The sequence below is a fragment of the Halomicrobium sp. HArcht1-1 genome (genome assembly GCF_058933285.1).
This window is the reverse complement of record NZ_JBZYDL010000001.1, coordinates 1,773,972-1,798,804: the sequence shown is the minus strand read 5'-3', so window position 1 is coordinate 1,798,804 and position 24,833 is coordinate 1,773,972. Positions and strand designations below refer to the sequence as shown.

22 protein-coding genes and 1 pseudogene are annotated in these 24,833 nt (G+C 67.1%); 15 read left to right on the top strand and 8 right to left on the bottom strand.

Features of this window, described 5'->3' with window-relative positions; translation table 11 throughout:
* Positions 1-16: 16 nt before the first annotated feature.
* From AC5FRZ_RS09465 to ppc, 3 genes and pseudogenes are all read right to left on the bottom strand, one after another.
* On the bottom strand, positions 17-469 hold the full coding sequence (locus AC5FRZ_RS09465; RefSeq protein WP_208625800.1) for a universal stress protein: 453 nt from the start codon (positions 467-469) through the stop codon (positions 17-19).
* An 820-nt stretch (positions 470-1,289) separates the two neighbouring features.
* Positions 1,290-2,024, bottom strand: a pseudogene (locus AC5FRZ_RS09460) (ABC transporter ATP-binding protein); the annotation flags it as partial.
* A gap of 325 nt (positions 2,025-2,349) precedes the next feature.
* On the bottom strand, positions 2,350-5,046 hold the full coding sequence (gene ppc, locus AC5FRZ_RS09455) for a phosphoenolpyruvate carboxylase (protein ID WP_493564455.1): 2,697 nt from the start codon (positions 5,044-5,046) through the stop codon (positions 2,350-2,352).
* Between the two features lie 239 nt (positions 5,047-5,285).
* Between ppc and AC5FRZ_RS09450 the strand changes: the two genes are divergently transcribed.
* From AC5FRZ_RS09450 to AC5FRZ_RS09410, 9 genes are all read left to right on the top strand, one after another.
* Complete coding sequence (locus tag AC5FRZ_RS09450; RefSeq protein WP_493564454.1) at positions 5,286-6,089, top strand: alpha/beta fold hydrolase; 804 nt, start codon at positions 5,286-5,288, stop codon at positions 6,087-6,089.
* Positions 6,082-7,644: an AMP-binding protein gene (locus tag AC5FRZ_RS09445; protein ID WP_493564453.1), complete on the top strand. Its 1,563-nt coding sequence runs from the start codon at positions 6,082-6,084 to the stop codon at positions 7,642-7,644. The genes AC5FRZ_RS09450 and AC5FRZ_RS09445 overlap by 8 nt, the downstream gene beginning before the upstream one ends.
* A 169-nt stretch (positions 7,645-7,813) precedes the next feature.
* Entirely contained in the window at positions 7,814-8,515 is a 702-nt protein-coding gene (locus AC5FRZ_RS09440) for a helix-turn-helix domain-containing protein (protein ID WP_170094461.1), read from the top strand.
* 65 nt (positions 8,516-8,580) lie between these two features.
* Positions 8,581-9,996: an ABC transporter substrate-binding protein gene (locus AC5FRZ_RS09435; RefSeq protein WP_170094460.1), complete on the top strand. Its 1,416-nt coding sequence runs from the start codon at positions 8,581-8,583 to the stop codon at positions 9,994-9,996.
* Position 9,997: 1 nt separating this feature from the next.
* Positions 9,998-10,798 (top strand): ABC transporter ATP-binding protein, encoded by an 801-nt coding sequence (locus tag AC5FRZ_RS09430; RefSeq protein ID WP_170094459.1) that lies wholly within the window; start codon positions 9,998-10,000, stop codon positions 10,796-10,798.
* Position 10,799: 1 nt separating this feature from the next.
* Positions 10,800-11,498: an ABC transporter ATP-binding protein gene (locus AC5FRZ_RS09425; protein ID WP_153553563.1), complete on the top strand. Its 699-nt coding sequence runs from the start codon at positions 10,800-10,802 to the stop codon at positions 11,496-11,498.
* Positions 11,495-12,532, top strand: a complete 1,038-nt coding sequence (locus AC5FRZ_RS09420) for a branched-chain amino acid ABC transporter permease (RefSeq protein ID WP_493564452.1) — start codon at positions 11,495-11,497, stop codon at positions 12,530-12,532. The genes AC5FRZ_RS09425 and AC5FRZ_RS09420 overlap by 4 nt, the downstream gene beginning before the upstream one ends.
* Before the next feature lie 67 nt (positions 12,533-12,599).
* Entirely contained in the window at positions 12,600-13,796 is a 1,197-nt protein-coding gene (locus tag AC5FRZ_RS09415) for a branched-chain amino acid ABC transporter permease (protein WP_493564451.1), read from the top strand.
* Positions 13,793-14,803 carry a 3-oxoacyl-ACP synthase gene (locus tag AC5FRZ_RS09410; protein ID WP_372478861.1) on the top strand — a complete coding sequence of 337 codons (1,011 nt, stop codon included), beginning with the start codon at positions 13,793-13,795 and terminating at the stop codon, positions 14,801-14,803. The genes AC5FRZ_RS09415 and AC5FRZ_RS09410 overlap by 4 nt, the downstream gene beginning before the upstream one ends.
* Positions 14,804-14,889: 86 nt before the next feature.
* On the opposite strand, the gene AC5FRZ_RS09405 is transcribed toward AC5FRZ_RS09410, so the two are convergent.
* Positions 14,890-15,381 (bottom strand): hypothetical protein, encoded by a 492-nt coding sequence (locus AC5FRZ_RS09405; protein WP_372478863.1) that lies wholly within the window; start codon positions 15,379-15,381, stop codon positions 14,890-14,892.
* Positions 15,382-15,491: 110 nt separating this feature from the next.
* On the opposite strand from AC5FRZ_RS09405, the gene gfo6 reads away from it, so the two are divergent.
* Both gfo6 and AC5FRZ_RS09395 read left to right on the top strand, forming a co-directional pair.
* A complete protein-coding gene (gfo6, locus tag AC5FRZ_RS09400; RefSeq protein ID WP_493564450.1) occupies positions 15,492-16,565 on the top strand; it encodes a D-xylose 1-dehydrogenase Gfo6 in 1,074 nt (357 codons plus the stop codon).
* Between the two features lie 67 nt (positions 16,566-16,632).
* On the top strand, positions 16,633-17,571 hold the full coding sequence (locus AC5FRZ_RS09395) for a J domain-containing protein (RefSeq protein WP_493564449.1): 939 nt from the start codon (positions 16,633-16,635) through the stop codon (positions 17,569-17,571).
* 4 nt (positions 17,572-17,575) lie between these two features.
* Here the strand turns inward: AC5FRZ_RS09395 and menD are convergent, their stop codons facing one another.
* Positions 17,576-19,318: a 2-succinyl-5-enolpyruvyl-6-hydroxy-3-cyclohexene-1-carboxylic-acid synthase gene (gene menD / locus AC5FRZ_RS09390; RefSeq protein WP_493564448.1), complete on the bottom strand. Its 1,743-nt coding sequence runs from the start codon at positions 19,316-19,318 to the stop codon at positions 17,576-17,578.
* Positions 19,319-19,613: 295 nt separating this feature from the next.
* Between menD and AC5FRZ_RS09385 the strand changes: the two genes are divergently transcribed.
* Both AC5FRZ_RS09385 and AC5FRZ_RS09380 read left to right on the top strand, forming a co-directional pair.
* Entirely contained in the window at positions 19,614-19,832 is a 219-nt protein-coding gene (locus AC5FRZ_RS09385) for a ribbon-helix-helix domain-containing protein (protein WP_015763486.1), read from the top strand.
* Between the two features lie 84 nt (positions 19,833-19,916).
* Positions 19,917-20,198, top strand: coding sequence for a UPF0058 family protein (locus AC5FRZ_RS09380; protein ID WP_015763487.1), 282 nt, complete (start codon positions 19,917-19,919; stop codon positions 20,196-20,198).
* Here the strand turns inward: AC5FRZ_RS09380 and AC5FRZ_RS09375 are convergent.
* The 3 genes from AC5FRZ_RS09375 to AC5FRZ_RS09365 all read right to left on the bottom strand — a co-directional run bounded on the left by AC5FRZ_RS09375 (position 20,195) and on the right by AC5FRZ_RS09365 (position 22,537).
* Positions 20,195-20,716 (bottom strand): Lrp/AsnC family transcriptional regulator, encoded by a 522-nt coding sequence (locus AC5FRZ_RS09375; protein WP_170094451.1) that lies wholly within the window; start codon positions 20,714-20,716, stop codon positions 20,195-20,197. The two genes, AC5FRZ_RS09380 and AC5FRZ_RS09375, sit on opposite strands and share 4 nt — an antisense overlap.
* A gap of 67 nt (positions 20,717-20,783) precedes the next feature.
* A complete protein-coding gene (locus AC5FRZ_RS09370; RefSeq protein ID WP_493564447.1) occupies positions 20,784-21,686 on the bottom strand; it encodes a ferritin family protein in 903 nt (300 codons plus the stop codon).
* A 59-nt stretch (positions 21,687-21,745) separates the two neighbouring features.
* Positions 21,746-22,537 carry an enoyl-CoA hydratase/isomerase family protein gene (locus AC5FRZ_RS09365; protein WP_493564446.1) on the bottom strand — a complete coding sequence of 264 codons (792 nt, stop codon included), beginning with the start codon at positions 22,535-22,537 and terminating at the stop codon, positions 21,746-21,748.
* A gap of 97 nt (positions 22,538-22,634) precedes the next feature.
* Between AC5FRZ_RS09365 and AC5FRZ_RS09360 the strand changes: the two genes are divergently transcribed.
* Both AC5FRZ_RS09360 and sod read left to right on the top strand, forming a co-directional pair.
* Positions 22,635-24,035: a cryptochrome/photolyase family protein gene (locus tag AC5FRZ_RS09360; RefSeq protein WP_493564445.1), complete on the top strand. Its 1,401-nt coding sequence runs from the start codon at positions 22,635-22,637 to the stop codon at positions 24,033-24,035.
* A gap of 157 nt (positions 24,036-24,192) precedes the next feature.
* Entirely contained in the window at positions 24,193-24,804 is a 612-nt protein-coding gene (gene sod, locus AC5FRZ_RS09355; protein WP_015763492.1) for a superoxide dismutase [Mn], read from the top strand.
* Positions 24,805-24,833: the final 29 nt, after the last annotated feature.

The following is a 24,833-nucleotide window of genomic DNA, read 5'->3' as shown; positions in this document are numbered from 1 at the left end:
CGGAGAGCCGCCGGTATCAGTGATCGCCGCGGACGAAGGTGACCGGGCACGGCGATTCGAGCAGGACGTGCTGGGCCGTCGATCCGAACACGGCCTTGCCGGTCGGTGACCGACGGCGGCCGCCGACGATCAGGTGATCGGCCCCTTCCTCGGTCGCGAGGTCGACGATCCGTGCGCCGTGTTCGCCGATTCGACCGGTGATCCGGTAGTCGATCTTCGCGTCCTCCAGGGACTCTTTGACGTCACGGACGATCGAGAGTCGGCTCGTCACCTCGTCGACGTCCGCGTCGGCCGGATCGCTGAAGTCGAGTCGTTCGGTCGCGTTGTCGTACTCTTCTGGGGTGAACACGTGCGACAGAATCACCGACGCGCCGGTGGCTCCGGCGATGTCGATGACCGTCTCGGTGAGTTCGTCGATGCGTTCGCTGTCGGTGTGTCCGAGTGCCAGCATGACTGTCTCTATCGCCATGTCCGTGACATCTATGCCATCGTACAAAAGCGTTCGGTGGCCGCTTCGAAGCGACGAGGCGGGGTGCTGAGACCGACCGAGGAGCGATGTCGTGGCTGATACAGACGGTACGCCAACACCACCACGGACGGCCAAACGTAGATTAATTCTTACACTTCACGTCGTGTGACGAACGCCGCGATGGTTCAGAAACTGATACGTCCGAACGCTCACCCGCGTCCGTGGGAACAGTGAAGGGGAGCTACTGTCGTCGCCGGCCCACGAGTGCCGCGCCGAGCGCGACGACCGTGAGAGCCAGGTAGACGACTGGAATCCCCGCCGACGCCGTCGACGGCCGGGCGGCGACGTAATCGAGCGCGCCGAGTCCGTTCACGGGACCGAGGTACCACGCCGTCAGATAGGCGATCTCGAAGCTCTTGGACCGCCCGGTCCAGACGCCCAGCGCGAGCGCGATCGCCGGCAGCGACAGGACGGCCACGAGCCACCCCACGAGCGCGCCGTCCATCCCGGAGAGGGCGAACCGGACAGCTGCGGGCACGGACACCAACAGCCCGATCGCGACGCCGGACGCGTAGGTCGCGCCCAGCAGCTGGGTCGGTCTGCTGCCGACGAACACCAGCTCTGTGGTGCGGTGTCGCCGTTCGCGCGTCCCGAGTGCCGACCACGCCGAGAGCGGGAGCAAGAGCGCGAGCGGGACGACGAGCGTGCGGACGACACCGATCGGCGCGACGGCAGTCGCGAGGACGGCCAGCACGGCTGCTGCGTACCACCACCGCGGATAGCCGCGAAGCGCCATCCGGAGCTCGGCCAGCAAGACGGGGCCGGTCGAGCAACCGTCGCGGCTGACGGGTGCGAGGTCGTCGTCGCCGACGGTCCACTCCCAGACCGAACCCGCGACCTCGTCGAGCAGCGCGGCCGGGGACTCGTGGGCCAGCACGCGTCCGTCGTTGAGGAGGACGATGTCGCTCGCGGTCACCTCCACGTCCGAGACGATGTGCGTCGAGAGCACCACGATCCGATCCTCGGCGAGTTCGGCGAGGACGTTCCGGAAGCGGACGCGCTCTGTCGGATCGAGTCCGACGGTCGGTTCGTCGACGACGAGCAGGTCCGGGTCCGCGAGCAGCGCCTGGGCGATCCCCACGCGCTGGCGCATGCCCCCCGAGAATCCGCCCAGGCGACGATCGGCCGCCGCTTCGAGGTTGACGAGCGCGAGGAGGTCGTCGATGCGCTCGCCGACGTTCGAGACGCCCCGTATCGCCGCCAGATAGCGGAGGAACTCCCGAGCCGTCAGGCTCGGATACACGCCGAACGACTGGGGGAGGTAGCCGACCGAGTCCCTGATCGCGCGTGGCTCCTCGCGCACGTCGGTCCCGTTCCAGCGGACCCGCCCGTCGGTCGGCTGGAGCACGGTCGTGACGATCCGCATGAGCGTGGACTTGCCGGCACCGTTGGGGCCGAGCAGCCCGACGACGCCGGGTTCGAGCACGAGGTCCACGTCCCGAAGCGCGTGTTCGTCGCCGTACCGCTTCTCGATCCCGTCGAGTTCGAGTCGCATCGTCACCGGTCCCTCCGCTCGACGTGGGGGACTGACGACGGCGTCACCGTCGGCAGGACGATAGAGCTGGAGGGCGGTCGGCCGATGCCACGATCGATCTCGCGGCCAGTGTGGAGAGCCATACCCACTGGTGGCTGGGGTCGAGTATAAAAACAGAACGAGAGTTTCCGAGCCGGAAGTTCCGTCGAAAGCGGTCTCGGTCGGCGACTGTCTCATACTGCCGGCTGTAACGTCGTGAGGATCTTCGCCACCCTGGGGTGGCGAAATCGGTCACAGATTTACAGCCGGTAGTATCACGGCACCCCGACCGGTCGACCGGGAGGCGTTATCCGGTGTTTTTCATGCCGGCGGCGATCCCCTGAACGGTCAGGCGCAGCGTCCGGCGCTCGGTCTCCGTGAGGTGGCTCTGTGCGAGCAGGCGCACCTGCAGGAGGTTGAGCGGGTCGACGTAGGGGTTCCGGCGGTCGAGGTTCTGTTCGAGCCACTCGCGCTTGAGGAGGCTGTCACGGCCGGTGATCTCCGTGACGATGTCGACGGTGTCCTCGTACTCCTGGCGGATGTCGGGGAAGATCCGTTCTCGGAGGTCGTCGTCGGCCAGCGCGGCGTACTCCTCGGCGATGTCGAAGTCCGTCCGGGCCAGCGCGAGGGACGCGTTGTCCAGTTTGGTCTGGAAGAACGGCCACTCCTCGTACATCTCCTGGAGAGTCTCCACGTCGCCGCCGTCGTCGAGATACGCCTGTAGCCCCGTCGCGATCGAGTACCAGCCGGGGATGATACAGCGGGCCTGCGTCCAGGAGAACACCCACGGGATCGCTCGCAGGTCCTCGACGCTGCGGTCGCCCGACCGGGAGGCGGGACGAGAGCCCATGTTGAGGTTCTCGATCACCGAGATCGGCGTCGCCTGCTCGAAGAAGTCGACGAATCCCTCCGTCTGCAGGAGCGACTCGTACTTCTGGCGGGCCGCCTCAGAGGCGGTCTCCATGGCCTCTTCCCAGGCCTCGGGGATCTCTTCGACGGGCTCTTCGAGGGCGTTGTACCGAGAGCGAACCTGTGCGTTGAGCATCTGTTCGAGGTTGCGCTCTGCGATGGCCTCGTTGGCGTACTTCTCGGCGATGGCCTCGCCCTGCTCGGTGAACTTGATCTGGCCCGTCACGGTCTCGTTGGGCAGGGCCAGCATCGCGTCGTTCATCGGGCCGCCGCCCCGCGAGATCGAACCGCCGCGGCCGTGGAACAGCCGCATCTCCACGTCGAAGTCGTCGGTGATCGCCGCCAGCCGCTTCTGGTTGCGGTACAGCGACCAGTTGGCGGCGAGGTAGCCGTTCTCCTTGTTGGAGTCGGAGTAGCCCAGCATGATCTCCTGGACGCCGTTGCGGGCCGCCAGTGCCGCCTCGTAGGCGTCGTTCTCGAACAGCGTGCCCATGATGCGTCGCGCGCCGTCGAGCGCGTACTTCGACTCCAGCAGGGGAACGATGTCGAGCCCGCAGTAGCCCGGCAGGTCGACGATACCCGCCTGGTCGCCCAGGAAGAGCACTTCCAGCACGTGGCTCGCTTCCTCACACCAGCTGATCGCGTAGGTGTCGATGGCGTCGACGCCGAACTCGCGCTGCCAGTCGGCCAGCTTGCGGAACCGTCGGATGACGCGGGCCGAGTCGTCCGAGAGGCCGTCGACGTCTTCCATGTCGACGATCTGGCCGTCCTGCAGGATGGCCTCGGTGAGGAACTCGACGCGCTCGTCTTCGTCCATGTCGGCGTAGTCGATGCCCTCGCGGTCGACGGTCTCCGCGATGGCGTCGGTGTGCATCTTGCGGTGGTCCCGCATGTCCAGTCCGGCCAGCGTGAAGCCGAACGTATCGACCTTGCGGATCAGCGGATCGACGTGGGCCTCGGCGATCACGTCGGCGTCGTTGGCACGGAGGTCGTCGGCGATGGCGCGGAGGTCTGCCAGCAGGTCGCTCGAATCGGAGTAGCCTCCGGAGCGAACGTCGCCCACCCGGAGCACGCCTTCGCGCATCAGCTTCAGCTTCTGACGGTACGGCTCGTCGGGGTAGCGTTCCTCGGCCTCGCTGGCGACGCCGGGCAGCGCTTCCTTGTGTTCTTCGAGTCGGTCGTCGAAGGCGTCGGTCGTGTCGATGTTGCTGGCGTCCTGGCTCAGCACGCCCGACAGCTCCTTGAGGCGGTCCCGGTAGAGCGGGAGCACGACGTCTCGCTGGCGCTCCAGGGTCTCCTCGGTGATCTCGGGCGTGACGAAGGGGTTGCCGTCACGGTCGGAGCCGGCCCACGAGCGGAACTCGTAGAGCTTTGGCACGTCGACCTCGCCGTCGTACTCCTCGTCGATGGCGTCTTCGAGTTCGTCGTAGACCTCGTCGATCACTTCGAAGAGAACGTTCTCGATGTACCACTGGACGTTGAGCGCCTCGTCGGTCACTTCCGGGCGTCGGTCGCGGACCTGTGGCGTCTGCCAGAGGCTCGTGACCTCAGCGGCGAGGTCGTCTTCGATGTCGTCCTGTTCGCTGTCCGTGAGCCGGACCTCGTCGAGCACTTCGAGGTCGTTGGCGACCGACCGGAGCTTGGCCTTGACGGTCTTGCGTCGTGCCTCGGTCGGGTGGGCGGTAAACGTCGGCTCGATGAGCACGTCGTCGAGGACCTGTTCGAGGGTCTCTGGGTCTGCTCCCCGATCGGAGAGCTTCTCGACGGCGTCGGTGACGCTGTCTTCGAGCACGCCCTCCTGGCTCCCCTCGCGGATCTCGCGGACCCGCTGGCGCTCCTCTGCGAGGTTGATCAGTTCGAAGTAGGTAGTAAAAGCACGGGCGACGATGTCCTGCATGTCCGGCGAGAGACGGTCGAGCGTCCGTTCGACGTCGTCGCGGTCGTCGGCGTCGCCGCGGCGGTAGTCGATCGACGACGTCCGGATGTTCTCGACGGTCTCGAACCCTTCGGTGGATGTCTGTGCCTCGATCACTTCCCCGAGGAGCTCCCCCAGCTCGCGCACGTCCTCGTTTATTTCCCTGGCGTGCAAATTCATACCAGTGGAGACTCGGGGGAGTCCTAAAACTCTAGCGAAAGTCAAAATGCCTGTCGTCCCACTGTAAGCATTCGTCCATTGTTTATGATTGCCTTGCCACGGAACGTCGTGGCTCGATCCCAGATCGACCGCCAGCGGGCGTTCCGTCGAACGGAACAGTCGCGGCGGCCGCCGGTGTGGAGAGCCAGGGTTCACACGTGAACGTCAATGTTGATGGGATATCACGACCAAGTGAAACTATGCCGACTGCCACGCACGACGGTGTAACGCTCGCCTACGAACGCTCGGGACCCGCAGACGCCGACACGGTCGCGTTCGTCGAGGGGCTGAGCTACGGCACCTGGATGTGGCGCTGGCAGCGCGAAGCGCTCTCGGAGTCCTACGAGACGCTGGTTTGGGACAACCGCGGCACGGGCGACTCCGACGAGCCGCCGGGGCCGTACACCACCGAGCAGATGGCGGGCGACTTCGAGGCCGTGCTCGACGACGCTGGCGTCGAGACGGCCCACGTCGTGGGTGCGAGCCTTGGCGGCATGATCGCCCAGCAGTACGTCCTCGACTACGATCGGGCCGACTCGCTGACGCTGATCGCGACGACGCCGGGCGGCGAGGCGGCGGTCCCGATTCCGGCAGACACCCAGCAGCGGATGTTGAACGTCCCCGAGGAGTACGACGAGGCGGCGACGATCCGACACAAGATGCGCCCGGCCGTGACGGACGAGTTCTGGGAGGATCGGTCCGATGTCGTCGACCGCATCGTCGAGTGGCGACTGGAGACCGACCCCTCCGAGGAGGCCTACGAGTGGCAGAGCGCCGCCGCGGTCGGTTTCGACGAGAGCGACAGGCTCGGGGCGATCGACCTGCCGACGCTGATCGTCCACGGCACCGCCGACGAGGTGATCCCCTTCGAGAACGCGACGCTGCTCGACGAAGCGATTCCCCACAGTCGCCTGGTGGCCGTCGACGGCGGTTCGCACCTCTGTTTCATCGAACAGGCCGACACCGTCAACGAACACCTCCAGTCGTTCCTCGACGATGTCTGAGCACGGGCCCCAGCGGTGGGTGGGTGACTGGAGCGCACGCAGGCGGGCGCTGTCGCCCGACCGGGTCGGACTGGTCGACGCGACCAGCGGCACGGAGTACACATACGCGGAACTCGACCGCCGCGCCAACGGCTGTGCGCGCTTGCTGGCCGATCACGGCGTGACCCGCGAGGGCGGGGCAGATCCCGACGCAGGCGGCCGCGTCGCCGTGCTCTCACGAAACCGTCCCGAGTTCGTCGATCTGTTCTTCGCGACGGGCAAGACCGGCGGCGTGCTCGCGCCCCTCTCCCATCGCCTGGCACCGCCGGAACTCGGGACGCTGCTCGACGACGTGGCCCCGTCGCTGCTCGTCGTCGAGGAGCCGTTCGCCGACGACGCGGCCGAGGCCCTCGCCGACGCCGACATCGACTGTCCGGTGCGCTCGCTGGCGACGGCCGGCGAGACGACCTGGGACCGCCTCGACGAATCGCTGCCGGCCGACCGATCCCCCTACGACGGGCCGACGCTGGAGCCGGCAGCCCCACACCTGTTCTTGCACACCGGCGGCTCGACGGGGACCCCCAAAGAGACCGTCCTCAGCCACGAGGCGATCGTCTGGAACGCGACCAACACCGTCACCGCCTGGGGGCTGCGGCCGGACGACGTGACGCCGCTGACGTTCCCGATGTTCCACACCGGCGGGTGGAACGTGTTGACGGTGCCGGTCTTTCACATGGGCGGGACCGTCGTCCTCGCCCGAGAGTTCGATCCCGGCGAGGTGCTCGAACTGATCGAGGCGCGGTCGGCCACGCTCCTCGTGGCCGTCCCGGCGGTGTTGCGGATGATGGTCGACCACGAACGGTGGGCCGAAACCGACCTCTCGACGCTGCGACTCGCCAAGTCCGGCGGCGGCCCCTGTCGAGAGTCGGTGCTGTCGGCGTGGTGGGACCGCGGCGTCGACCTCTCACAGGGGTACGGGCTGACCGAGTGTGGCCCCAACAACTTCGCGATGCCCGACGACTGGCCCAGCGAGAAGGCCGACACCGTCGGTGTCCCGAACGTCCACGTCGACGTGCGGATCGTCGACGACACCGGCACGGAACTCCCTCGCGGCGAAGTCGGCGAACTCCACCTCCGGTCGCCCCACGCCGCGACGGAGTACTGGCACCGGCCCGAAGCGACCGCCGCAACCTTCCGGGAAGACGGCTGGCTCGCTACCGGCGACCTCGCGCGGATCGACGACGACGGCTACGTCAGCATCGAGGGCCGCAAGAAGAACATGTACGTCAGTGGGGGCGAGAACGTCTTCCCCGCAGCGGTCGAGGACGCCGTCTCCGCCCATCCGAAGGTCGACGACGTGGTCGTCGTGCCCGTCGAGGACGACCAGTGGGGCGAGGTCGGCCGAGCCGTCGTCGTCGGCGACGACTCGCTCACGCTCGAAGAGCTCACGTCGTTTCTGGACGGCCGACTCGCACGGTACAAACGACCGAGAGATCTCGTCTTCGTCGCTTCGCTCCCCCGCAGCGGTCCCGACAAGATCGACCGCGACGCGGTCGCTGACGAATACAGTTCCTGATACTGTCTGTGACGAGTGTCGCCACGCCTGGGCGGCGACTGTCGTGAGACTGTGGCGGGCGACAGTACGGTCTGGCGACGGTATCAGCACAGTAACAACTCCCTACTACCTTCGAGGGCGGAATTGTTTATCACTATCTAGCGTGAGGTATAGGGCGGAAGGTCGTCGCATGATCGAACTATCAATGGACGTAGAGCAGTACGACTGTCCGTTCATCGATACGACGGCAGATCACGCTCTCACCTTTTCGGCCGTCCACTGGGACTTCGATCGGCGAACGCAGGAGCTAGAGACGCGAATGGTCGTGGAGGGGGCCGACCGAGAGGAGCTCTCCGTGGGGCTCGAAACGCTGCGCGACCACGGGAACATGAACGACTGCTCGCTCGTAGCGCGGCGCGACAACGTCGCCCAGATCAGGACGGTCATCGCCGAGACCGACGCGATGGCGACGATCAGGAGCAACGACGGCTACGTCACCGGCCCCTTCTACATCGAGGACGGGAGCGAGGTCTGGCACGTCGGATTCGACGCGAGTAGCGAGGCCGACAGCGCCCTCTCGGAGCTCGACCGGAACAACGAGTACGAGGTCGTCGAGCGCACCGACACCTCCCTCCCGGAGATGGGTGATCTGGTGCAAAACGCCGGTGCGGCGATGACGCTGATCGAGGGGTGCCAGGACCTCTCGGACACCGAACGCGAGACCCTGGAAGCCGCCGTCTCCAGTGGCTACTTCGAGACGCCGCGCGACGCCACCCTCGGGAGCCTGGCCGACGAGTTCGGCGTCTCCAAGCCGGCGGTCTCGAAGAATCTCCGTCGGGGGCAACGGAAGATGATCCACCGCGTCGTCACGGCGCTGGACGACATCGAGTAGCGCCTGCCCTCGTTAACATGTAAACCTTCGTGGCTTTGTGGCTGTGGAGCTAGTCATTATTCGTTATGGACCTGACTGTCACGAGACGGCGTGCGATCCGATCGCTCGGTGGTGCGGGCGTCGTCGCGCTCGCTGGCTGTACCGGCGACGGTGGTGACGGCGACACGGAGGCGAGTGGCGACGGCGGCGACACGGAGACAAACATGCAAGACACGTCGACGACACAGTCGAGTTCGCAACGGCTCTCGATCGGTGTCCTCCAGCCGCTCTCGGGGGACCTGGCGTACTACGGCCAGCAGGGCCTCTGGGGACTGCTCTCCGGGCTCGCGTACAAGGCCGACGCCGATCCGCCCACCGACGTAGGCACCGGGACGACGACAGTCTCGGCCGGCGACGTGGAGTACGAGCTGATCGTCCGCGACACGGAGTTCACCGCCGACGGCGCGCAGTCGGCCGCGACGGATCTGGTGAGCAACGAGGGCGTCGACATGCTCTTTGGCTGTTCGTCCTCGGGTGCGGCCTCGCGTGTCATCACCAACGTCGTGAAGGCGTCGTCGGTCCCGATGATGGTCGGGCCGGCGGCGTCGGCGGGGATCACCGCCGAGAGCGAGACCTGCGGCGATCTGGTGTACCGAGCCAGCGAGAACACGGCGATGGACGCCCGCTCTGGCGGCCGGTACGTCGCCACCGAGACCGACGTATCCAAGGTGTACCTGTTCGGTGCGGACTACAGCTTCGGCCGGGCCGTCGTCAACAACTACCGATCGGTGCTGGAGTCCGAGGGCATCGAGATCGTCGGCGAGCGGTTCGTCAACCAGGGGTACTCGGAGTGGGACGGGCTGCTGGAGAACGCAGCAGACGCGGGCGCGGAGGGGATCGTCGGCGGGTTCACCGTCGCGACGCTCCCGAATCTGTTCAGCGCTTTCCTCTCGGGCGACTACTCCTATCGCGTCTTCGGCGGGTTCGCCACCCGGATCACGAACGCCGTCGTCGGCCAGACGATGCAGCGCGTGCTCGGCGACCCGCTCACAGAGGAGAAAATCGAGGGCGCGGGACTGGGACCGTTCACGACGCGCTATCACTGGAACCAGTACGACAACCCGATCAACGACGCCTTCGTCGAGTCGTACACGAACGCCTACGGCGTCGTTCCCGACCTCTTTACCGCAGGCACGTTCACGGGCGCGTCGGCGATCCACCAGGCCGTCACCGAGGGCGGCTCGACGGACCCAGACGACATCACGGGCGCGCTCAAAGGGATGACTGTCACCGACACGCCGAAAGGCGAGAACGGCTACACCTTCCAGGAGTACAACAACCAGGCCCGTTCGGAGATGACCGTCGCCAACCCCGTTCCGACACAGGACCAGTGGGCCGACAGCTGGGACTCGCTCATCCAGCCCGGCGATCCCCTGGCCCGGATCTCCGGGGACCAGGTAACGATTCCGGCAGACAGCGACGACATGAACTGCTCGTTGTAACATGCTCAGGACGCGGGGACTCACGAAGCGGTTCGGCGGTATCACGGCGGTCGACGGCGTCGACTTCGACCTCGGGTCGGAGCTGTGCTCGCTGATCGGCCCCAACGGCGCGGGCAAGACGACGTTCTTCGACCTGCTGACGGGCGCACTGGAGCCGACAGACGGACGGATCGAGTTCCGCCACGACGGCGACTGGGTGGACGTGACGGCGACGCCGCCGGCCGAGATCGCGAGCCTCGGCGTCCACCGCTCGTACCAGATCACGAACGTCTTCCCGACCTCGACGGTACTCGAAAACGTCAGGGTCGCCGTACAGGCCCACAGCGACCACGCGGCGACGTTCTGGCGGACCAGCGACGCCTACGAGGCGGATCTGGCCGCGGCTCGCGATATCCTCGAACGGGTCGGGCTGTCCGAGCGGGCCGACGATCTCGCACAGAACCTCAGCCACGGAGCGGGCCGACAGCTCGAAGTGGCGATCGCACTGGCCGGCGACCCGGACGTGCTCTTGCTCGACGAACCGAACGCCGGTGTCAGCTCCGAGAGCGTCGACGACGTCGTCGCGCTCATCGAGGACGTGGCCCGGGACCACGCGGTCCTGCTCGTCGAGCACAACATGGACATCGTGATGGAGGTCTCGGACCGCGTGGTCGTCCTGAACCAGGGGTCGGTGATCGCCGACGGCGAACCGGACGCCGTTCGGGCCGATCCGGCCGTCCAGGAGGCCTATCTCGGCGGCTACGAGACCGGGGACCTGACCGAAGATGGCGACGAACCGGGCGAGCCCGAGGGGGTCGCGTAGCGTGGCCCTGCTCGACGTAGCCGACATCGAGACGTACTACGGCGAGAGCCACGTGCTCGAAGGCGTCTCCCTGTCGGTCGAGCGCGGCGACGTGGTCGCGCTGATGGGTCGCAACGGCGTCGGGAAGACGACGACGCTGCGCTCGATCCTCCAGTTGACGCCCCCGCGGTCGGGAAGCGTGACCTACGACGGGACCGACCTCGTCGGCCGCCGGACACACGAGGTCGCGGAGATGGGCGTCGGGTGGATCCCCGAGGACCGACGGATCTTCTCGCAGCTGAGCGTCGCGGAGAACCTCCGCGTGTCGGTGCCCGACGGCGACGACGTGGCCGAGGCGCTGTCGATCGCCTTCGAGACGTTCCCGATCCTCGAACAGCGCCGCGATCAGGCGGCCGGGACGCTCTCGGGGGGCCAACAGCAGATGCTCGCACTCGGGCGCGGACTGGTCGGGGACAACGACCTCCTGCTGGTGGACGAACCCAGCGAGGGGCTCGCCCCCCAGATCGTCGCGGACGTGGCCGACGCACTGGCCGCGGCCGCCAGCGAGACGACGATGCTGCTGGTCGAGCAGAACCTCCCGCTGGCGCTGGATCTGGCAGATCGCTTCTACGTCCTCGACAACGGACGGGTGGTCGACGAGGGCGACGCCGACGCAGTGTCGGCCGACGACGACCGGCTCAGGAGGTACCTGTCGGCATGACGCTCGCGCTCGAACTGGCCCAGCAGGCCCTCTTGCAGGTGGGATTCGTCGACGGTCTCGCCGAGTTCGTCCGGCCGGGCACGTTCGCAGAGGTCGTCCTCCGGGGGCTCTCGAAGGCGGCGATCTACGTCATGATCGCGGCCGGGCTGACGCTGATCTTCGGGCTGCTGGGCGTGCTGAACTTCGCCCACGGTGCGCTGACGATGATCGGCGCGTACCTCGGCGGCCTCGTCATGGTCCTGACAGTGGCACAGGGAACGGGGCCGTGGGCTCGGCTGGCGCTGTTTTTCGTGGCGATGGCGGTCGTCTTCGGCCTGCTGTCGGCACTGGGTGGCTCCATCGAGGTGAGCCTGATCCGGCCGCTGTACGATCGGCCGCCGATCTACCAGATCCTGCTGACCTTCGGCGTGACCCTCGTGCTCGAAGAACTGGCCCGGATCGTCGTCGGCTTCTACGGCCTCCAGCCCCTCGCGGAGTGGCAGGCCGCGCTCGGGACGATCCCTGCCTTTCTGGAAACGTCCCAGTCGCTCGGACCGGTCTCCGTGCGCGGACTCGCGCTGTTCGAGATCGTCCTCGGCGCACTGACGGTCGCTGCTATCTGGGGATTCCTCACGCGCACGCGATACGGCCTGTTCATCAGGGCCGGGAGCGAGGACAGCGAGATGGCCGAGGCGCTCGGTATCGACGTTCGGCGCGTCTTCACCGTCGTCTTCGCGCTGGGGGCGGGCGTCGCGGGCGTCGCCGGGACCCTCCTGATGTGGGACCCGGTCTGGGGAGCGAGCGTCCCGCTCGCGGCCGAGTCGCTGTTGCCGGCGTTCGTCGTCGTCATCATCGGCGGGCTCGGCACGTTCCGGGGGACGGTCGTGGGCGGGCTGATCGTCGGCCTCGTCGACGCGACGACGACCTGGTGGTTCCAGAACGTCGTCGTCGAGTGGACCTGGCTCCCGGAGGTCGCCATCTTCATGATCCTCGTCGTGGCGCTGATCGTCCGTCCGCAGGGGATCTACGGCGTCGAGGAGGTGGGGGGCCATTAGCGCCAGCACCTCCATCCGACGGCGTGTCCGGGCCAGTTGGCCGATCGCGTCCGTCGAGCGCCACCAGGTGTATCTCGTCGTCGTCGGGCTGTTGGCGTGTTACCCCGCGATCTATCACCTCCTCACCCAGTCGCCACTGGCCGAGGTGGCCGTCACCGTCCTCCCGCGGATGGAGACGATGGTCGCCGTGCTGTACTTCTCGCTGTTCGCGATGTCGTTCGACTTCGTCAGCGGCTACACCGGCTACCTCTCTTTCGGCCACGCGGCGTTCTACGGCACCGGGGCCTACACCGTCCTCCTGATCGCCAACGGGAAGGTCCCACTGCTGGGTCCCGAGACGCCGTTCTTGGTGGCACTCGTCGTCGGCGCGGTCCTCGCGACGGTGCTCGCGGTGGTGATCGGTCTGGTCTCGTTCAGGCTGACCGGGGTCTACTTCGCGATGATCACGCTCGGCTTCGCACAGGTACTCTACGTCTTCGTCCGGGACTGGGACTACGTCGGCTCGAACCCCCGCGACGGGATCGCGCTGAGCGGAGCCCGCGGCTTCGAGCTCGGGGTGCCCTACGTCGATCAGTTGACCGTCGCGCTGGGCACGCTGACCGGCGACACGCTGGCGCTCGCGGGCCACACCCTCGGGACGACGACGGTCTCGTTCTACGCCGTGGGGATCGTCGTCCTCCTGTGCTTCGCGGCGATGCAGCGGATCCTCCACTCGCCCTTTGGCCGGGTCATGGTCGCGATCCGCGAGAACGAGGAACGCGCCGAGGCCATCGGCTACGACACCTTCCGCTACAAGCTGGGCGCGTTCGCGATCAGCGGCTTCTTCGGCGGCGTCGCCGGAGGGCTGCTCGCGGGGTTCAAACGCTCCGTGACCCCCGAGTCCGGGTTCTACTTCCTGACCAGCGGCGACGCGCTGCTGGCCAGCATTATCGGCGGGTTCGGGACCCTCGCCGGCCCGCTCTGGGGCCACCTGTTCGACGAGACCGTCCGGGAGTTCCTCTCGAAGCGGGGTCAGGGCGGCGGCCTGCTCCCGTATCTGGAACAGACGCTTTCCGAGGCGTTCCTGACGACCGAACTCGTCGGCGGGCTCACGGTCGAAGGGTTCATCACGGCCGCGCTGAACGGCCACGCGAGCCTCTACGTCGGGATCGTCTTCGTCCTGTTCGTGCTGTACGTCCCCGACGGCATCGTCGGCACGGTCCGCTCGCGACTGGGCGGACCCGTCGCCCGGAGCCTCCCGGAACGGCTGTGGGGTGACCGATGACGGTCCACCTGACCGGTCTGGCCGTCGAACTGCCCGAAGCGACGATCTCCGGCGCGACGATCGCCGAACGCTCGGGCATCCCCGAGTCGGTCGTCGTCGAGAAGATGGGCGTCAGCGAGAAGCGCGTCGCGCACGACGAGCAGCCCAGCGACCTCTGTGTCGAGGCGGGACGGCGGGCGCTGGACGACGCTGGCGTCGACGCCGCGGCCCTCGATCTGGTCAGCTACCACGGGAGCGAGCTGAAAGACCACGTCGTCTGGAGCCTCGCCGCGGACGTGGCCCAGCGGCTGGGCGCGAGCGACGCCTACGCCAGCGAGAGCTACGCGCTCTGTGCCGGCGCGCCGATCGCGATCCGAGAGGCGACCGCACAGCTCGCGGCCGGAGCGATCGACCGCGCGCTGCTGGTCGCCGCGAGCCGCGAGGAGGACCTCGTCGACTACGACGACCCGGACACCTCCTTCATGTTCAACTTCGGGAGCGGAGCGAGCGCGATGGTCCTCGAACGGGACGCCGGAGAGCGCGCCCTCGCGACGGTTCGGGAGAGCGCCGCGATCACGGACGGGAGCTTCTCGCGCGACGTGATCGTCCCAGCGGGTGGAACCGTCCAGCCTCCCTCGAAAACGACCGTCGAGGAGGGTCGCCACTCCCTGCGTGTCCCGGACCACGAGTCGATGAAAGCGCGACTCGCCGAGGTGAGTCTGCCGAACTTCCTCGCGGTGGCCGACGACGCCCTCGACGCCTCGGGCTACGACCGCGCCGCCGTCGACTTCGCTGCCATCACCCACATGAAGCGGTCGTTCCACGACCACCTCTGTGACCAGTTCGGGCTCGGCGAGCGCGACCAGCTGTACCTGGAGGAGTACGGCCACGTCCAGAGCGTCGACCAGGTGCTCGCGACCCACGAGGCCAGGAACCGCGGGTGGCTCGACGACGGAGACGTGGTCCTCTTTCTCGCCGCCGGGACGGGCTACACGTGGGCGGCGACGGTGCTGGAGTGGCGCGCCTGATACTGCCGGCTGTCACTGTTTCGAGACGTTCGCGACCACCGGTTCGCAATATGCTTTCCAGACGTACAGCCGGCAGTATGACCGCGCTACTCTCGGGGCTCGTCCGTCCGCGGTCGGGAGACCCGCGCGTACCCGATCCTGGCGGCCGCGACCGTCCGGTAGAGTGTCCCGACGACGGCGAGCACCAGCGCGCCAGCGAGCACCAGCACGGTCGTCGATCCGGTCTCGATCGCCCAGGGGACCGTCATCGCGAGGAAGCGACCGATGGCGACGACGCTCGCGACGACGGTGACACCGATCGCGAGGTACCGGAGCCGCCGCTGGATCGGCCGCCCGCGGTCGAGCACCCCGAGGCCGTACAGCTGGACCAGCGCGCTCTCGACGGCGAGCCACAGCGCCACCGCTCCGGCGACGAACGGCCCGACGAGTGCCAGCGGCTCCGGAGCCCCGATGCCGAGGAGATCGAACACCGTCACGGCCCCGCCGACGAGGAGAGCGAACGTCAGCGGTGCGAGCAACACGACCGAACTGAACAGGGCGGCCACGATCCGGGCGACCGACCGAAGGCTGGGGGACATACGATACACGACAGCCGGCCGCGCAAAAAGTGTCGGGGCCGCGAGCGTGGTAGAGCCACACGCTGGCTGTCGAGGTCACACTTATCTCGCTCGCGGGCGACCCTACTCGCATGGCATTCGCCGAGTATTTCGACGACTTCATGCGACGCGACTGGGAGACCGACGTGAGCGGAACCGTCCGCTTCGCGATGGTCGGTCTGGGGTGGTGGACGCGTGACTACGCCGTCCCCGCGACCCAGCAGTCCGAGCACTGCGAGACGACGACCGTCGTCAGTTCCTCGGCGGAAAAGGCCGAGTCCTTCGCCGAGGAGTTCGACGGCGTCGAGACGGCGCTGACCTACGACGAGTTCACTGACGGTGCCGGCACGGATCAGTACGACGCGGTCTACGTCGCGACGCCGAACGCGCTCCACCTGCCCTACGTCGAAGCCGCGGCGAGCTACGGCAAGGACGTGCTCTGTGAGAAACCGATGGAAGCCAGCGTCGAGCGCGCCGAGGCGATGGCCGAGGCCGCCGAGGACGTGACGCTGATGGTGGCCTATCGGATGCACACGGACCCCGCCGTCCGCCGGATGCGCGAGCTGGTGGCCGACGGGTTCGTCGGCGACCCGACCCACGTCCACGGCCACATGTCCCAGCGCCTGCTGGAGATGATTCCCGACCGCGACCAGTGGCGGCTGAACCCCGATCTCGCCGGTCAGGGCGCGTCGATCACCGACCTGGGCGTCTATCCGATCAACACGACGCGGTTCGTCCTCGACCGGGACCCGGTAGCGGTCCAGTCGGCGATGTACTCGGGCAGCGAGGGGTTCGAGGACGTGCCGGACGAGCGCGCCGCGGCGACGATCGTCTACGAGGACGACGTGCTGGCGTCGATCTCGGCCAGTCAGAACAGCTACGAGGACGGATTCTTGCGGGTCACCGGCACGGAGGGCCAGCTCGTGCTGGAGCCGGCCTTCCTGAAGCCCTCCGGACTCACCGTCTCTCGCAATGGGATCGACACGACCTACGACCTCCCGGAGATGGGCGAGGCCCAGCAGATGCAAGCGGAGTTCGACTACTTCAGCCACCACCTCCTGGCCGACACCGAACCGCTCGCAGACGGCGAGTACGGCGTCGTCGACATGCGCGTGATCCGCGCGGCCGTCGAGTCCGCCCGGACCGGCGAGCGCGTGACGCTGTAGCGTGGGATCGGCGCGACACAACTGTTAATATCACCACACGACGATATCCCCCAAGCGTGTTCGCTCGATGACAGAGACGTTCTACGACGTGCTCGGGGTCGATCCAGATGCCACCACGAGCGACATCGAGGACGCCTATCGCGAGCGACTGAAAGAGACTCATCCAGACCACAACGACGACGCCGACGCCGACGAGGCCACTCAGCGCGTGATCGAGGCCCGCAACGTGCTGACCGACGACGACGAGCGCGCCCGCTACGATCGACTCGGACACGAGGCGTACGTCGGCGCGGACACGGCGGGGAGCGATCACCACCACGACGCCCGCGGCGCGGCGGCCCGTGCGGCCCGCGAAGCCGGCTGGGCAGACGGCGAGACGGACGGTCCCAGCGAGTCGACTGCCGCGGGCACGAACGCGGGTCCCTCGGAGCGACGACGCCGGGAGCGAACGGCCAGCGAGCGCGTGCGAGACGCACGCGACGCGGGGACGGGGGCGACTGCGGCCGGACAGACGACGGCGGGCACCTCGACCGGCAGTGGCGCGTCGACGGGACGGACTCGGCCGACGGGTACCTCGACCCGTGACAGCCGCCAGCGCGAACGGATCTACGAGACGGGGACCGCGAGCCGTCAGGCGACCTACAACGTCAGACACGACGTGGGTTCGAGCGGCCACTCGCTGCGGGCGTTCGTGGCCGACACACCGCTCTCACTCGCCGCGCTGACGTTCGTCCTCTATCCGATCATGGTGGCGTCCACGGTGTTTCCACCGTTCACGCTGGTGGTCAACGCCACCGTCGGCCTGTGTGCCCTGCTGTTGATCGGCTACCTCCAGTCCCAGCCGTCGGTGGGCGTCCTGGTGTTTGGCACCTGGAGTCTCCTGGTGCCCCTCGCACTCGTCGCGCTCGGCGTCCCGGTGACCGGACTCGTGGGCATCGTCGCGCTCGGGAGCGTCTGGCTGCCGTTTGGCTTCTCGCTTTTGACTCATTCGATCGTTGGTCGATAGCGCCCTACAGCGATTCGCGAACGCGCTCGTGGACCCGATCCCGGTACCGATGGCTCCGCTCGCTGTCGAACCGACACTCGACGATCTGCGTGCCGGACGCACCGGCCGAGGACGCCACGGCGTCGGCGAGAGCACCACGACCCTCGACGCGGTCGTATTCGAGGTCGTACAGCGCGCCCGTCGGCTCGAAGTCCAGCCCGTGGGGCGTCCGGAACTGGTCGGTAAAGGGCGGCTCGAAGGATTCGATAGGGAGTTCGTGGAAGATGCCGCCGCCGTCGTTGTTCACGAGGACGATCGTCGCGTCCACGTCACAGCGCCCGACCGCGAGCAGGCCGTTCATGTCGTGGTAGTAGGCCAGATCGCCGGTGAGCACGACCAACGGGTCGTCGGTCGCGCTGCCCGCACCGAGCCCCGTCGAGGTGATCCCGTCGATCCCGCTGGCCCCGCGGTTGCCCAGGACGGTCACGTCGGCCGCTCGGGGCCGTCCGAACCGATCCAGATCCCGAACCGGCATACTGTTCGAGACCATCACCGTCGTCGGATCCGGGACGGCGCTGGCGACCGTCGCGGCGACCGTCCCCTCGAAGAACTGCTCGTCGTGTGCGCGCTCGGCGAGGTCCCAGTAGCGGGCCTCTGCGGTCTCGAACCGCTCGGTCCAGGCCGTGGCCGGTCGGTCGAGTCGCTCGGCCAGCCCCGTCGCCAGCCCCGTCGGATCGGCCACGACGAGATCGGTCGCGGTGAACGTCGCTTCGCGCCACTGGCCGGCCGGATCGACCACGAACTGGGCGGCGTCGGCGTCGCGCAGCCAGTGACGCAGCGTCTTCGAGGTCGGCGAGGCCCCGAACCGGAGGACGACATCCGGGTCGGGCCACTCCCCGGCGTCGAGATACGAGTCGTACCCCCCACAGATGGGCCGGTCGACGACGTGGGAACCGAAGCGATGCCCCGACAGCGGATCGGCGAGTACCGGAAAGCCCGTGGCGTCGACGAGCGCTGCCAGCGCGTCTCGGTCGGGCGTGGGTCCGTTCGACGGACCGGCGACGATCAGACCTCGCTCTCTGTCGAGTCGGTCGGCGAGCGCGGACAGTTCCGACGCCGAGAGCGTCCTGTCGCCGCGGGTCGTTCGGACCATCGGCCCGTCCCGGCCGTTCGCACCCACCGGAGCGCGCTCCGGGAGATCGTCCGGAACCGCGCCCTCGACCGGCGTCGGTTCGAGCGGCTTCGAGACGGGCACGTTCAGGTGGACCGGACCAGCGGGCGTGTCGGTCGCAGTCGCGACGGCCCGAGAGAGGGTGGTCCGAAGCGATCGGAGCCGACGCGGCTCCGGTGCCGGCTCCGGGAGCGAGCGGTACTGACGGACGGCGTCGCCGTAGAGCTTCTCCTGGTCGATCGTCTGGTTCGCGCCGCTGTCTTGCAGTTCTCGGGGTCGGTCGGCGGTCAACAGAACCATCGGCACACGGGACTGGTTGGCCTCGATCACCGCCGGGTGGAAGTTCGCCGCTGCCGTGCCGGAGGTACAGATCAGCGGCGTCGGCGTCCCGGTCCGCCGTGCCCGACCGAGCGCGAAGTAGGCCGCCGACCGCTCGTCGAGGTGAGAGTAGACGCGTATCTCCGGGTGCTGTGCGACCGCGACGGTCAGTGGCGTCGACCGACTACCGGGTGCGACACAGACCGCCTCGATCCCGTTCGCGACCAGTTCTTCGACGATGACCCGTCCCCAGAGCGTGTTCTCGTTTGGCTCGGTCACTGCCGGTCACCCTCGCTCGGCTGCCAGCGTCGGTCCCGACGACCCGTTCCACACATGGCGCGACCTACGGACGGGGGACGCTTCAGCGTGACTATCGTCACGAAGTGGCGGGTCGTTCGTGATCGATCGGCCGGCTACTGGCCGCCGCGTGGCCGGGCGTCGTCGTTTTCTACATTCAACAGAAATATTCCGATATCAAAAACCTATGTCGTCGGAAGCCACAGTATTGTTCTCACGTTCGGTAACTCGCCCCGCCAGATTTATAAGGGGATCTATCGAACCTCCGTACGTTCCGATGCCACAGGTAGAGATAACGATCCCGGAACACCTCGAGATGCAGATCGCCCAGCTCGTCGAAGAAGGCGAGTTCCTCACCCGCGAGGAAGCGATCGAGGATCTCCTCTCGACCGGGTTGAAAGCCTACAAGACCAGCGGGCCCATGGACGACGAGGACGACCCCGGGGGATTCGAGGACGACGGGATGATGGGTCACGACGACGAGTACGTCTTCTAGCGAGCGACGCTCAGCAGACGAACCACCACTGGTAGCTGTTCACAAGCAATTCTTATACTATTGGCACCGTCTACTAGTGGCAAGATGCACAAAGACGAGCTTCTCGAGCTTCACGAACAGATGGTGCTGATCATGCGTTTCTTCCGCGACGAGATGGACAGCGTCGACCCCGAGCTGTTCGACGCCTACGGCGAGCTCGACGTGCGCCCCTCGGACGTTCACAAGTCCAAGAGCGAACACAAACACGCCGTCTTCGTGCTGGGCAACTCGCTGGCGACCGCGATGAGCGAAGACGAGTTCTCCGACGCCGGCCGCGTTGGCAAGCGGATGAAGGAACTCGCGGAAGACGCCGAGAGCAAGCTCTAAGTGCCGTCCTGTTCGAGTTCCGTGAATATCTCGGGATCTGTCTGGAACTTCAAGACGTTGTGTATCACGGAGTTGCGGATGTTCTGGACGACGTGTCCGTGGTCCTTGTAGAACTCGTGGATCCAGCGTGACTCCGCTTTCCGGCTCGGGAACATCATCACCGACTTCCACTGGTACTCCCCGTCCGAGAGGAAGTAGAACATCGTGTGTCTGTCGTCGCGGATCGTCGTCATAGCCTCGCGCCAGCCGTCCTCGAAGTGCTCCGGGTTGAACTTGAACTCGAACAGCGCGAAGTTGAAGTACTCCTCGTTGGGGACGATCGTGTCGCGGAAGACCCCCTCCTGGCGCATCTTGCGGATCGATTCGCTGACGGTGACGTGTGACACCGAGATGTCGTGGTCCGCTTCGAGGATGTCGGCCAGGTCTCGCGAGGAGAGCTCCGGATCGTCGGCCAGCTCTCTGAGGATCAACACGTCGCGTTCCTTGAACTCCCAGTCTGGTGATTCGTCCGCGTTCATATCCCACATTCCGGTGTTATGGTCTTGGAAGTTGGCATCTCTCGGCGCGCGCTGTCGTCGGCACGGATCACGGTGAATCGAGAGTCACGAGCGTGTCCACGTCCGGCAGGTTGGTCTCGGGAGACGTGATCTGTGCCATCCGCTCGGTGTGTTTCTCGATCGCGTAGTGCTGCAGGTCGTCGGCGGAGGGGCCCGGCGTCTCCTCGCTGCCGTCGCCCAGTCCGTCGGTCGTCGTCTGCTGGACCAGTCCCAGGAGTTCGGTGACGGTGTCGTGTAGCAGCTGTGGATCGACGCCGTCCGCGACGAGTTCGCGGAGTTTGCTCATCCCGAACCCGACGTGGCGGCCCTCGTCGCTCCGGATGCGTTCCAGTCCAGTGGTAAAGCCCGGCAGCGTCGGAAGGGCTGGCTCTGAGGGACCGTAGCTCTGCTGGAGCCCCCAGTAGGCCGTCTGTGCCAGAATGCCCTCGATGGTCAGGTGGTAGTGACACAGCGCGATCGCGCGGTGCTCGGGCGTGTCGTCGTCGAGCAGTCGGTGCATCGCCGCGTCCGTGCGGGAGAGCAGTTCGTCGTACGCGTCGTTGACCCACCGGTCCTCGGTCGGCGAACTCACCGGCAGGTCGCGCTCGCGCTCGACCGGGTTGATCACCGCCGTCCAGTATCGCTCGAAGAAATCGAGGTGGCGCGCCTCTTCGTACAGCTGCGTGCTGAGATACGCCTGGTCGGCGGCGTCGTCGAGCACGACCGAGAGCGGAGCGAGATCCTCCGTGACGGCGCGCTCGCCGGCACCGAACTTCGCGACGGTCGAGCGCAGGTGGTCGAAGGTCGCGGGGTGTGCTTCGACGAGTGGCCCGCGGTCGTCGTCGAGGTCGATCGCCGCGGGGTCCCAGTGTCGTTCGACGGCGTTGCGGTAGTAGCGTCCCGATCGGCTCTCCCGATCGAGCGCGAGTCGAAACGTCGCCTTGTCGGCCATTGGTCGTGTCGTAAACCCCACTCTACATAAGCGTTGACGAATTCGGGAAGTCGGCGGTATCAGCGCCCCTCGAACTCTGGTTCGCGACTCTCGACGAAGGCTCGCGCGCCCTCCTCGTGGTCCGCGGTCGAGAAGGCGACGCCCTGCGCGTTCGCTTCCCGCGCCGTCGCGGCGTCGAAGGAGTCGGGCTGATGGTTCACCAGTCGCTTCGAGGCCGTCAGTGCCGCCGTCGGCCCCGTCGCGATCGTCTCGACGATGTTCTCGACGCCCTCGTCGAACGACGACGCCTCGAACACGCGGGTCACGAGCCCGAGATCGCGGGCGCGGTCGGCGTCGACCAGTTCGCCCGTGAAGATCAGCTCCTTGGCCGTGTTGAGCCCGACGAGCCGCGGGAGGAGGTAGGAAACGCCCGAGTCGACCGCGAGCCCGACGCGGCGGAACCCGAAGCTGATCTTCGCCGCCGGGCTCGCGAGTTGCAGGTCACAGGCGATCGCCAGCCCCGCACCCGCCCCGAAGGCGGGACCGTCGATCTTCGCCACGGTCGGGAGCCGGCAGTCGTAGACGCGCTTGATCGCGCGGTTGACCGCGCCGACGACGACCTCGACGCGCTCTGCCGGCGGCACGTCCCGGTCGATGCTCTCCAGCATCGCGTCCACGTCCCCGCCGGCACAGAAGGTCGCGCCCTCGCTCTGGAGGACGACACACCGTGCCCCGCTGTCTTCGGCGGTCTCGATCGCCGCAGCGAGTTCGTCTGCGGCCTCCGCGGAGAGCGCGTTCCGTGCCTCGGGGCGGTTCAGTGTGATCGTTGCGACCTCGTCTGCGATCTCGACGCGGACCTGATCTCCGGTCATGTCCCGCACCGACGACCAGGACGACCAAAAGCGTTGGTCAGGTCGCCACCAACAGAGTAGGGGTGCCTTTGAGAAGGGGCCGGGCCGATTGTCTCGTATGCGAATCCACTGGCATCGACGCGACCTCCGGACGAGCGACAACGCCGGCCTGGCCGCGGCGACGGCCGACAGCCCGGTCGTCCCGGTGTTCGTCTTCGACGACGCCGTCCTCGACCACGCCGCACCGCCCCGTGTGGCGTTCATGCTGGACGCCCTCGACTCGCTGCGGGCACAGTACCGTGACCGCGGGAGCGATCTCGTGATCGCTCGCGGCGATCCGACGGCCGAGATCCCGCGGCTGGCCGAGGCGTTCGGAGCCGACGGCGTGACCTGGGGCGAAGCCTACTCCGGGCTCGGCATCGAGCGCGACATCGCCGTCCGACAGGCCCTCGACGACGCGGGCGTCGAACGCGAGGCGGTCTCCGATTCGGTCCTCCATCGCCCCGGCGAGATCACGACCAACGACGGCGATCCGTACTCGGTGTTTACCTACTTCGGGCGGAAGTGGCACGACCGAGAGAAAGACGAGCCCTACGACGCACCCAGCCCGGACGAACTGGCCGACGTGTCCGGTGACCCCCTGCCGTCGATCGACGATCTGGGCTTCGAGGAACCACAGGCAGAGCTCCCTCCGGCTGGGACGGAACCGGCCCGCGATCTCCTCGACGCGTTCTGCGAGGACGACATCTATCGGTACGAGGATCGCCGGGACTACCCCGCAGACGACTGTACGTCGCGGCTCTCCGCACATCTCAAGTTCGGGACGATCGGTATCAGAGAGGTGTACGAACGGACTGCGAGCGCGGCGGAAGCGGCCAACGACGAAGAACGGCGCGAATCCGTCGAGGAGTTCCAGTCGCAGTTGGCCTGGCGAGAGTTCTACACGCAGGTCCTCTTTGCCAACCGGTCGGTCGTCACGGACAACTACAAGTCCTACGAGCGGCCGCTCCAGTGGCGCGACGACCCCGAGGCGCTCCAGGCCTGGAAGGACGGCGAAACGGGGTACCCGATCGTCGACGCCGGGATGCGCCAGCTCCGCCAGGAGGCGTTCATGCACAACCGGGTCCGGATGATCGTCGCCTCCTTCCTCACCAAGGACCTGCTGATCGACTGGCGAGCGGGATACGAGTGGTTCAAACAGCGTCTGGTGGACCACGACACCGCGAACGACAACGGCGGGTGGCAGTGGGCGGCCTCGACGGGCACCGACGCACAGCCGTACTTCCGGATCTTCAACCCGATGACGCAGGGCCAGCGCTACGACCCCGACGCGGAGTACATCAAGACGTACGTGCCCGAGCTGCGCGACGCCGAACCGTCGGTGATCCACGAGTGGCCCGATCTCAGCCCGACCCAGCGTCGCAACGCCGCCCCGGAGTACCCCGATCCCATCGTCGACCACAGCGAGCGACGCGACCAGGCCCTGGAGATGTTCGAGACTGCTCGCGGCGAGAGTTAGGCCCAACGGCGGGTCGCCGACGGTCTCGGCGTCGGGACCCGAATTACCGGCCGAGAACGGCCAGCAGGCGGTCGGCACGTGCGTGCGGTGTGGTATCGTGCGTCTCCTAAACGTTTAACAGGCGTCCGCCCGACCCAAAAGATGGAGGAGATTTATCATGTCCGAACACTCAGATCCGGAACTGCCGCCACTTCCGTACGACTACGACGCGCTGGAGCCCCACATCTCAGAGCAGGTACTCACCTGGCACCACGACACCCACCATCAGGGGTACGTCAACGGCCTCGCGGCCGCCGAGGAGACCCTCGCGGAGAACCGCGAGTCGGGTGAGTTCGGATCTAGCGCCGGTGCGCTGGGCAACGTCACCCACAACGGCAGTGGACACTATCTCCACACGTTGTTCTGGGACAACATGTCCCCCAACGGCGGCGGCGAGCCGTCGGGCGAACTCCGTGACCGGATCGAAGCGGACTTCGGTTCCTACGAGGGCTGGAAAGGCGAGTTCGAGGCAGCCGCCTCGGCCGCCGGTGGCTGGGCGCTGCTCGTCTACGACCCGGTCGCCAAACAGCTCCGCAACGTCACGGTCGACAAGCACGACCAGGGCGCACTCTGGGGCTCTCACCCCATCATGGCGCTGGACGTCTGGGAGCACTCGTACTACTACGACTACGGCCCGGACCGCGGCAGCTTCGTCGACGCCTTCTTCGAGGTCGTCGACTGGGACGAGGTCGCGTCGCAGTACGAGACCGCAGTCGGTCACTTCGAGTAACGTCGCCCGACGGCGGGCTCCCGAGCTTC

Bases quoted from the DNA above. Each gene is read 5' to 3' on its own strand.
- AC5FRZ_RS09450 (WP_493564454.1), top strand. From the start codon at position 5,286: ATGCCGACTGCCACGCACGACGGTGTAACGCTCGCCTACGAACGCTCG.
- AC5FRZ_RS09430 (WP_170094459.1), top strand. From the start codon at position 9,998: ATGCTCAGGACGCGGGGACTCACGAAGCGGTTCGGCGGTATCACGGCG.
- AC5FRZ_RS09375 (WP_170094451.1), bottom strand. From the start codon at position 20,716: ATGAACGCGGACGAATCACCAGACTGGGAGTTCAAGGAACGCGACGTG.
- AC5FRZ_RS09435 (WP_170094460.1), top strand. From the start codon at position 8,581: ATGGACCTGACTGTCACGAGACGGCGTGCGATCCGATCGCTCGGTGGT.
- ppc (WP_493564455.1), bottom strand. From the start codon at position 5,046: ATGAATTTGCACGCCAGGGAAATAAACGAGGACGTGCGCGAGCTGGGG.
- AC5FRZ_RS09420 (WP_493564452.1), top strand. From the start codon at position 11,495: ATGACGCTCGCGCTCGAACTGGCCCAGCAGGCCCTCTTGCAGGTGGGA.
- AC5FRZ_RS09405 (WP_372478863.1), bottom strand. From the start codon at position 15,381: ATGTCCCCCAGCCTTCGGTCGGTCGCCCGGATCGTGGCCGCCCTGTTC.
- AC5FRZ_RS09360 (WP_493564445.1), top strand. From the start codon at position 22,635: ATGCGAATCCACTGGCATCGACGCGACCTCCGGACGAGCGACAACGCC.
- AC5FRZ_RS09370 (WP_493564447.1), bottom strand. From the start codon at position 21,686: ATGGCCGACAAGGCGACGTTTCGACTCGCGCTCGATCGGGAGAGCCGA.
- AC5FRZ_RS09440 (WP_170094461.1), top strand. From the start codon at position 7,814: ATGATCGAACTATCAATGGACGTAGAGCAGTACGACTGTCCGTTCATC.
- AC5FRZ_RS09445 (WP_493564453.1), top strand. From the start codon at position 6,082: ATGTCTGAGCACGGGCCCCAGCGGTGGGTGGGTGACTGGAGCGCACGC.
- AC5FRZ_RS09465 (WP_208625800.1), bottom strand. From the start codon at position 469: ATGGCGATAGAGACAGTCATGCTGGCACTCGGACACACCGACAGCGAA.
- AC5FRZ_RS09365 (WP_493564446.1), bottom strand. From the start codon at position 22,537: ATGACCGGAGATCAGGTCCGCGTCGAGATCGCAGACGAGGTCGCAACG.
- AC5FRZ_RS09395 (WP_493564449.1), top strand. From the start codon at position 16,633: ATGACAGAGACGTTCTACGACGTGCTCGGGGTCGATCCAGATGCCACC.
- AC5FRZ_RS09410 (WP_372478861.1), top strand. From the start codon at position 13,793: ATGACGGTCCACCTGACCGGTCTGGCCGTCGAACTGCCCGAAGCGACG.
- sod (WP_015763492.1), top strand. From the start codon at position 24,193: ATGTCCGAACACTCAGATCCGGAACTGCCGCCACTTCCGTACGACTAC.
- gfo6 (WP_493564450.1), top strand. From the start codon at position 15,492: ATGGCATTCGCCGAGTATTTCGACGACTTCATGCGACGCGACTGGGAG.
- AC5FRZ_RS09380 (WP_015763487.1), top strand. From the start codon at position 19,917: ATGCACAAAGACGAGCTTCTCGAGCTTCACGAACAGATGGTGCTGATC.
- AC5FRZ_RS09385 (WP_015763486.1), top strand. From the start codon at position 19,614: ATGCCACAGGTAGAGATAACGATCCCGGAACACCTCGAGATGCAGATC.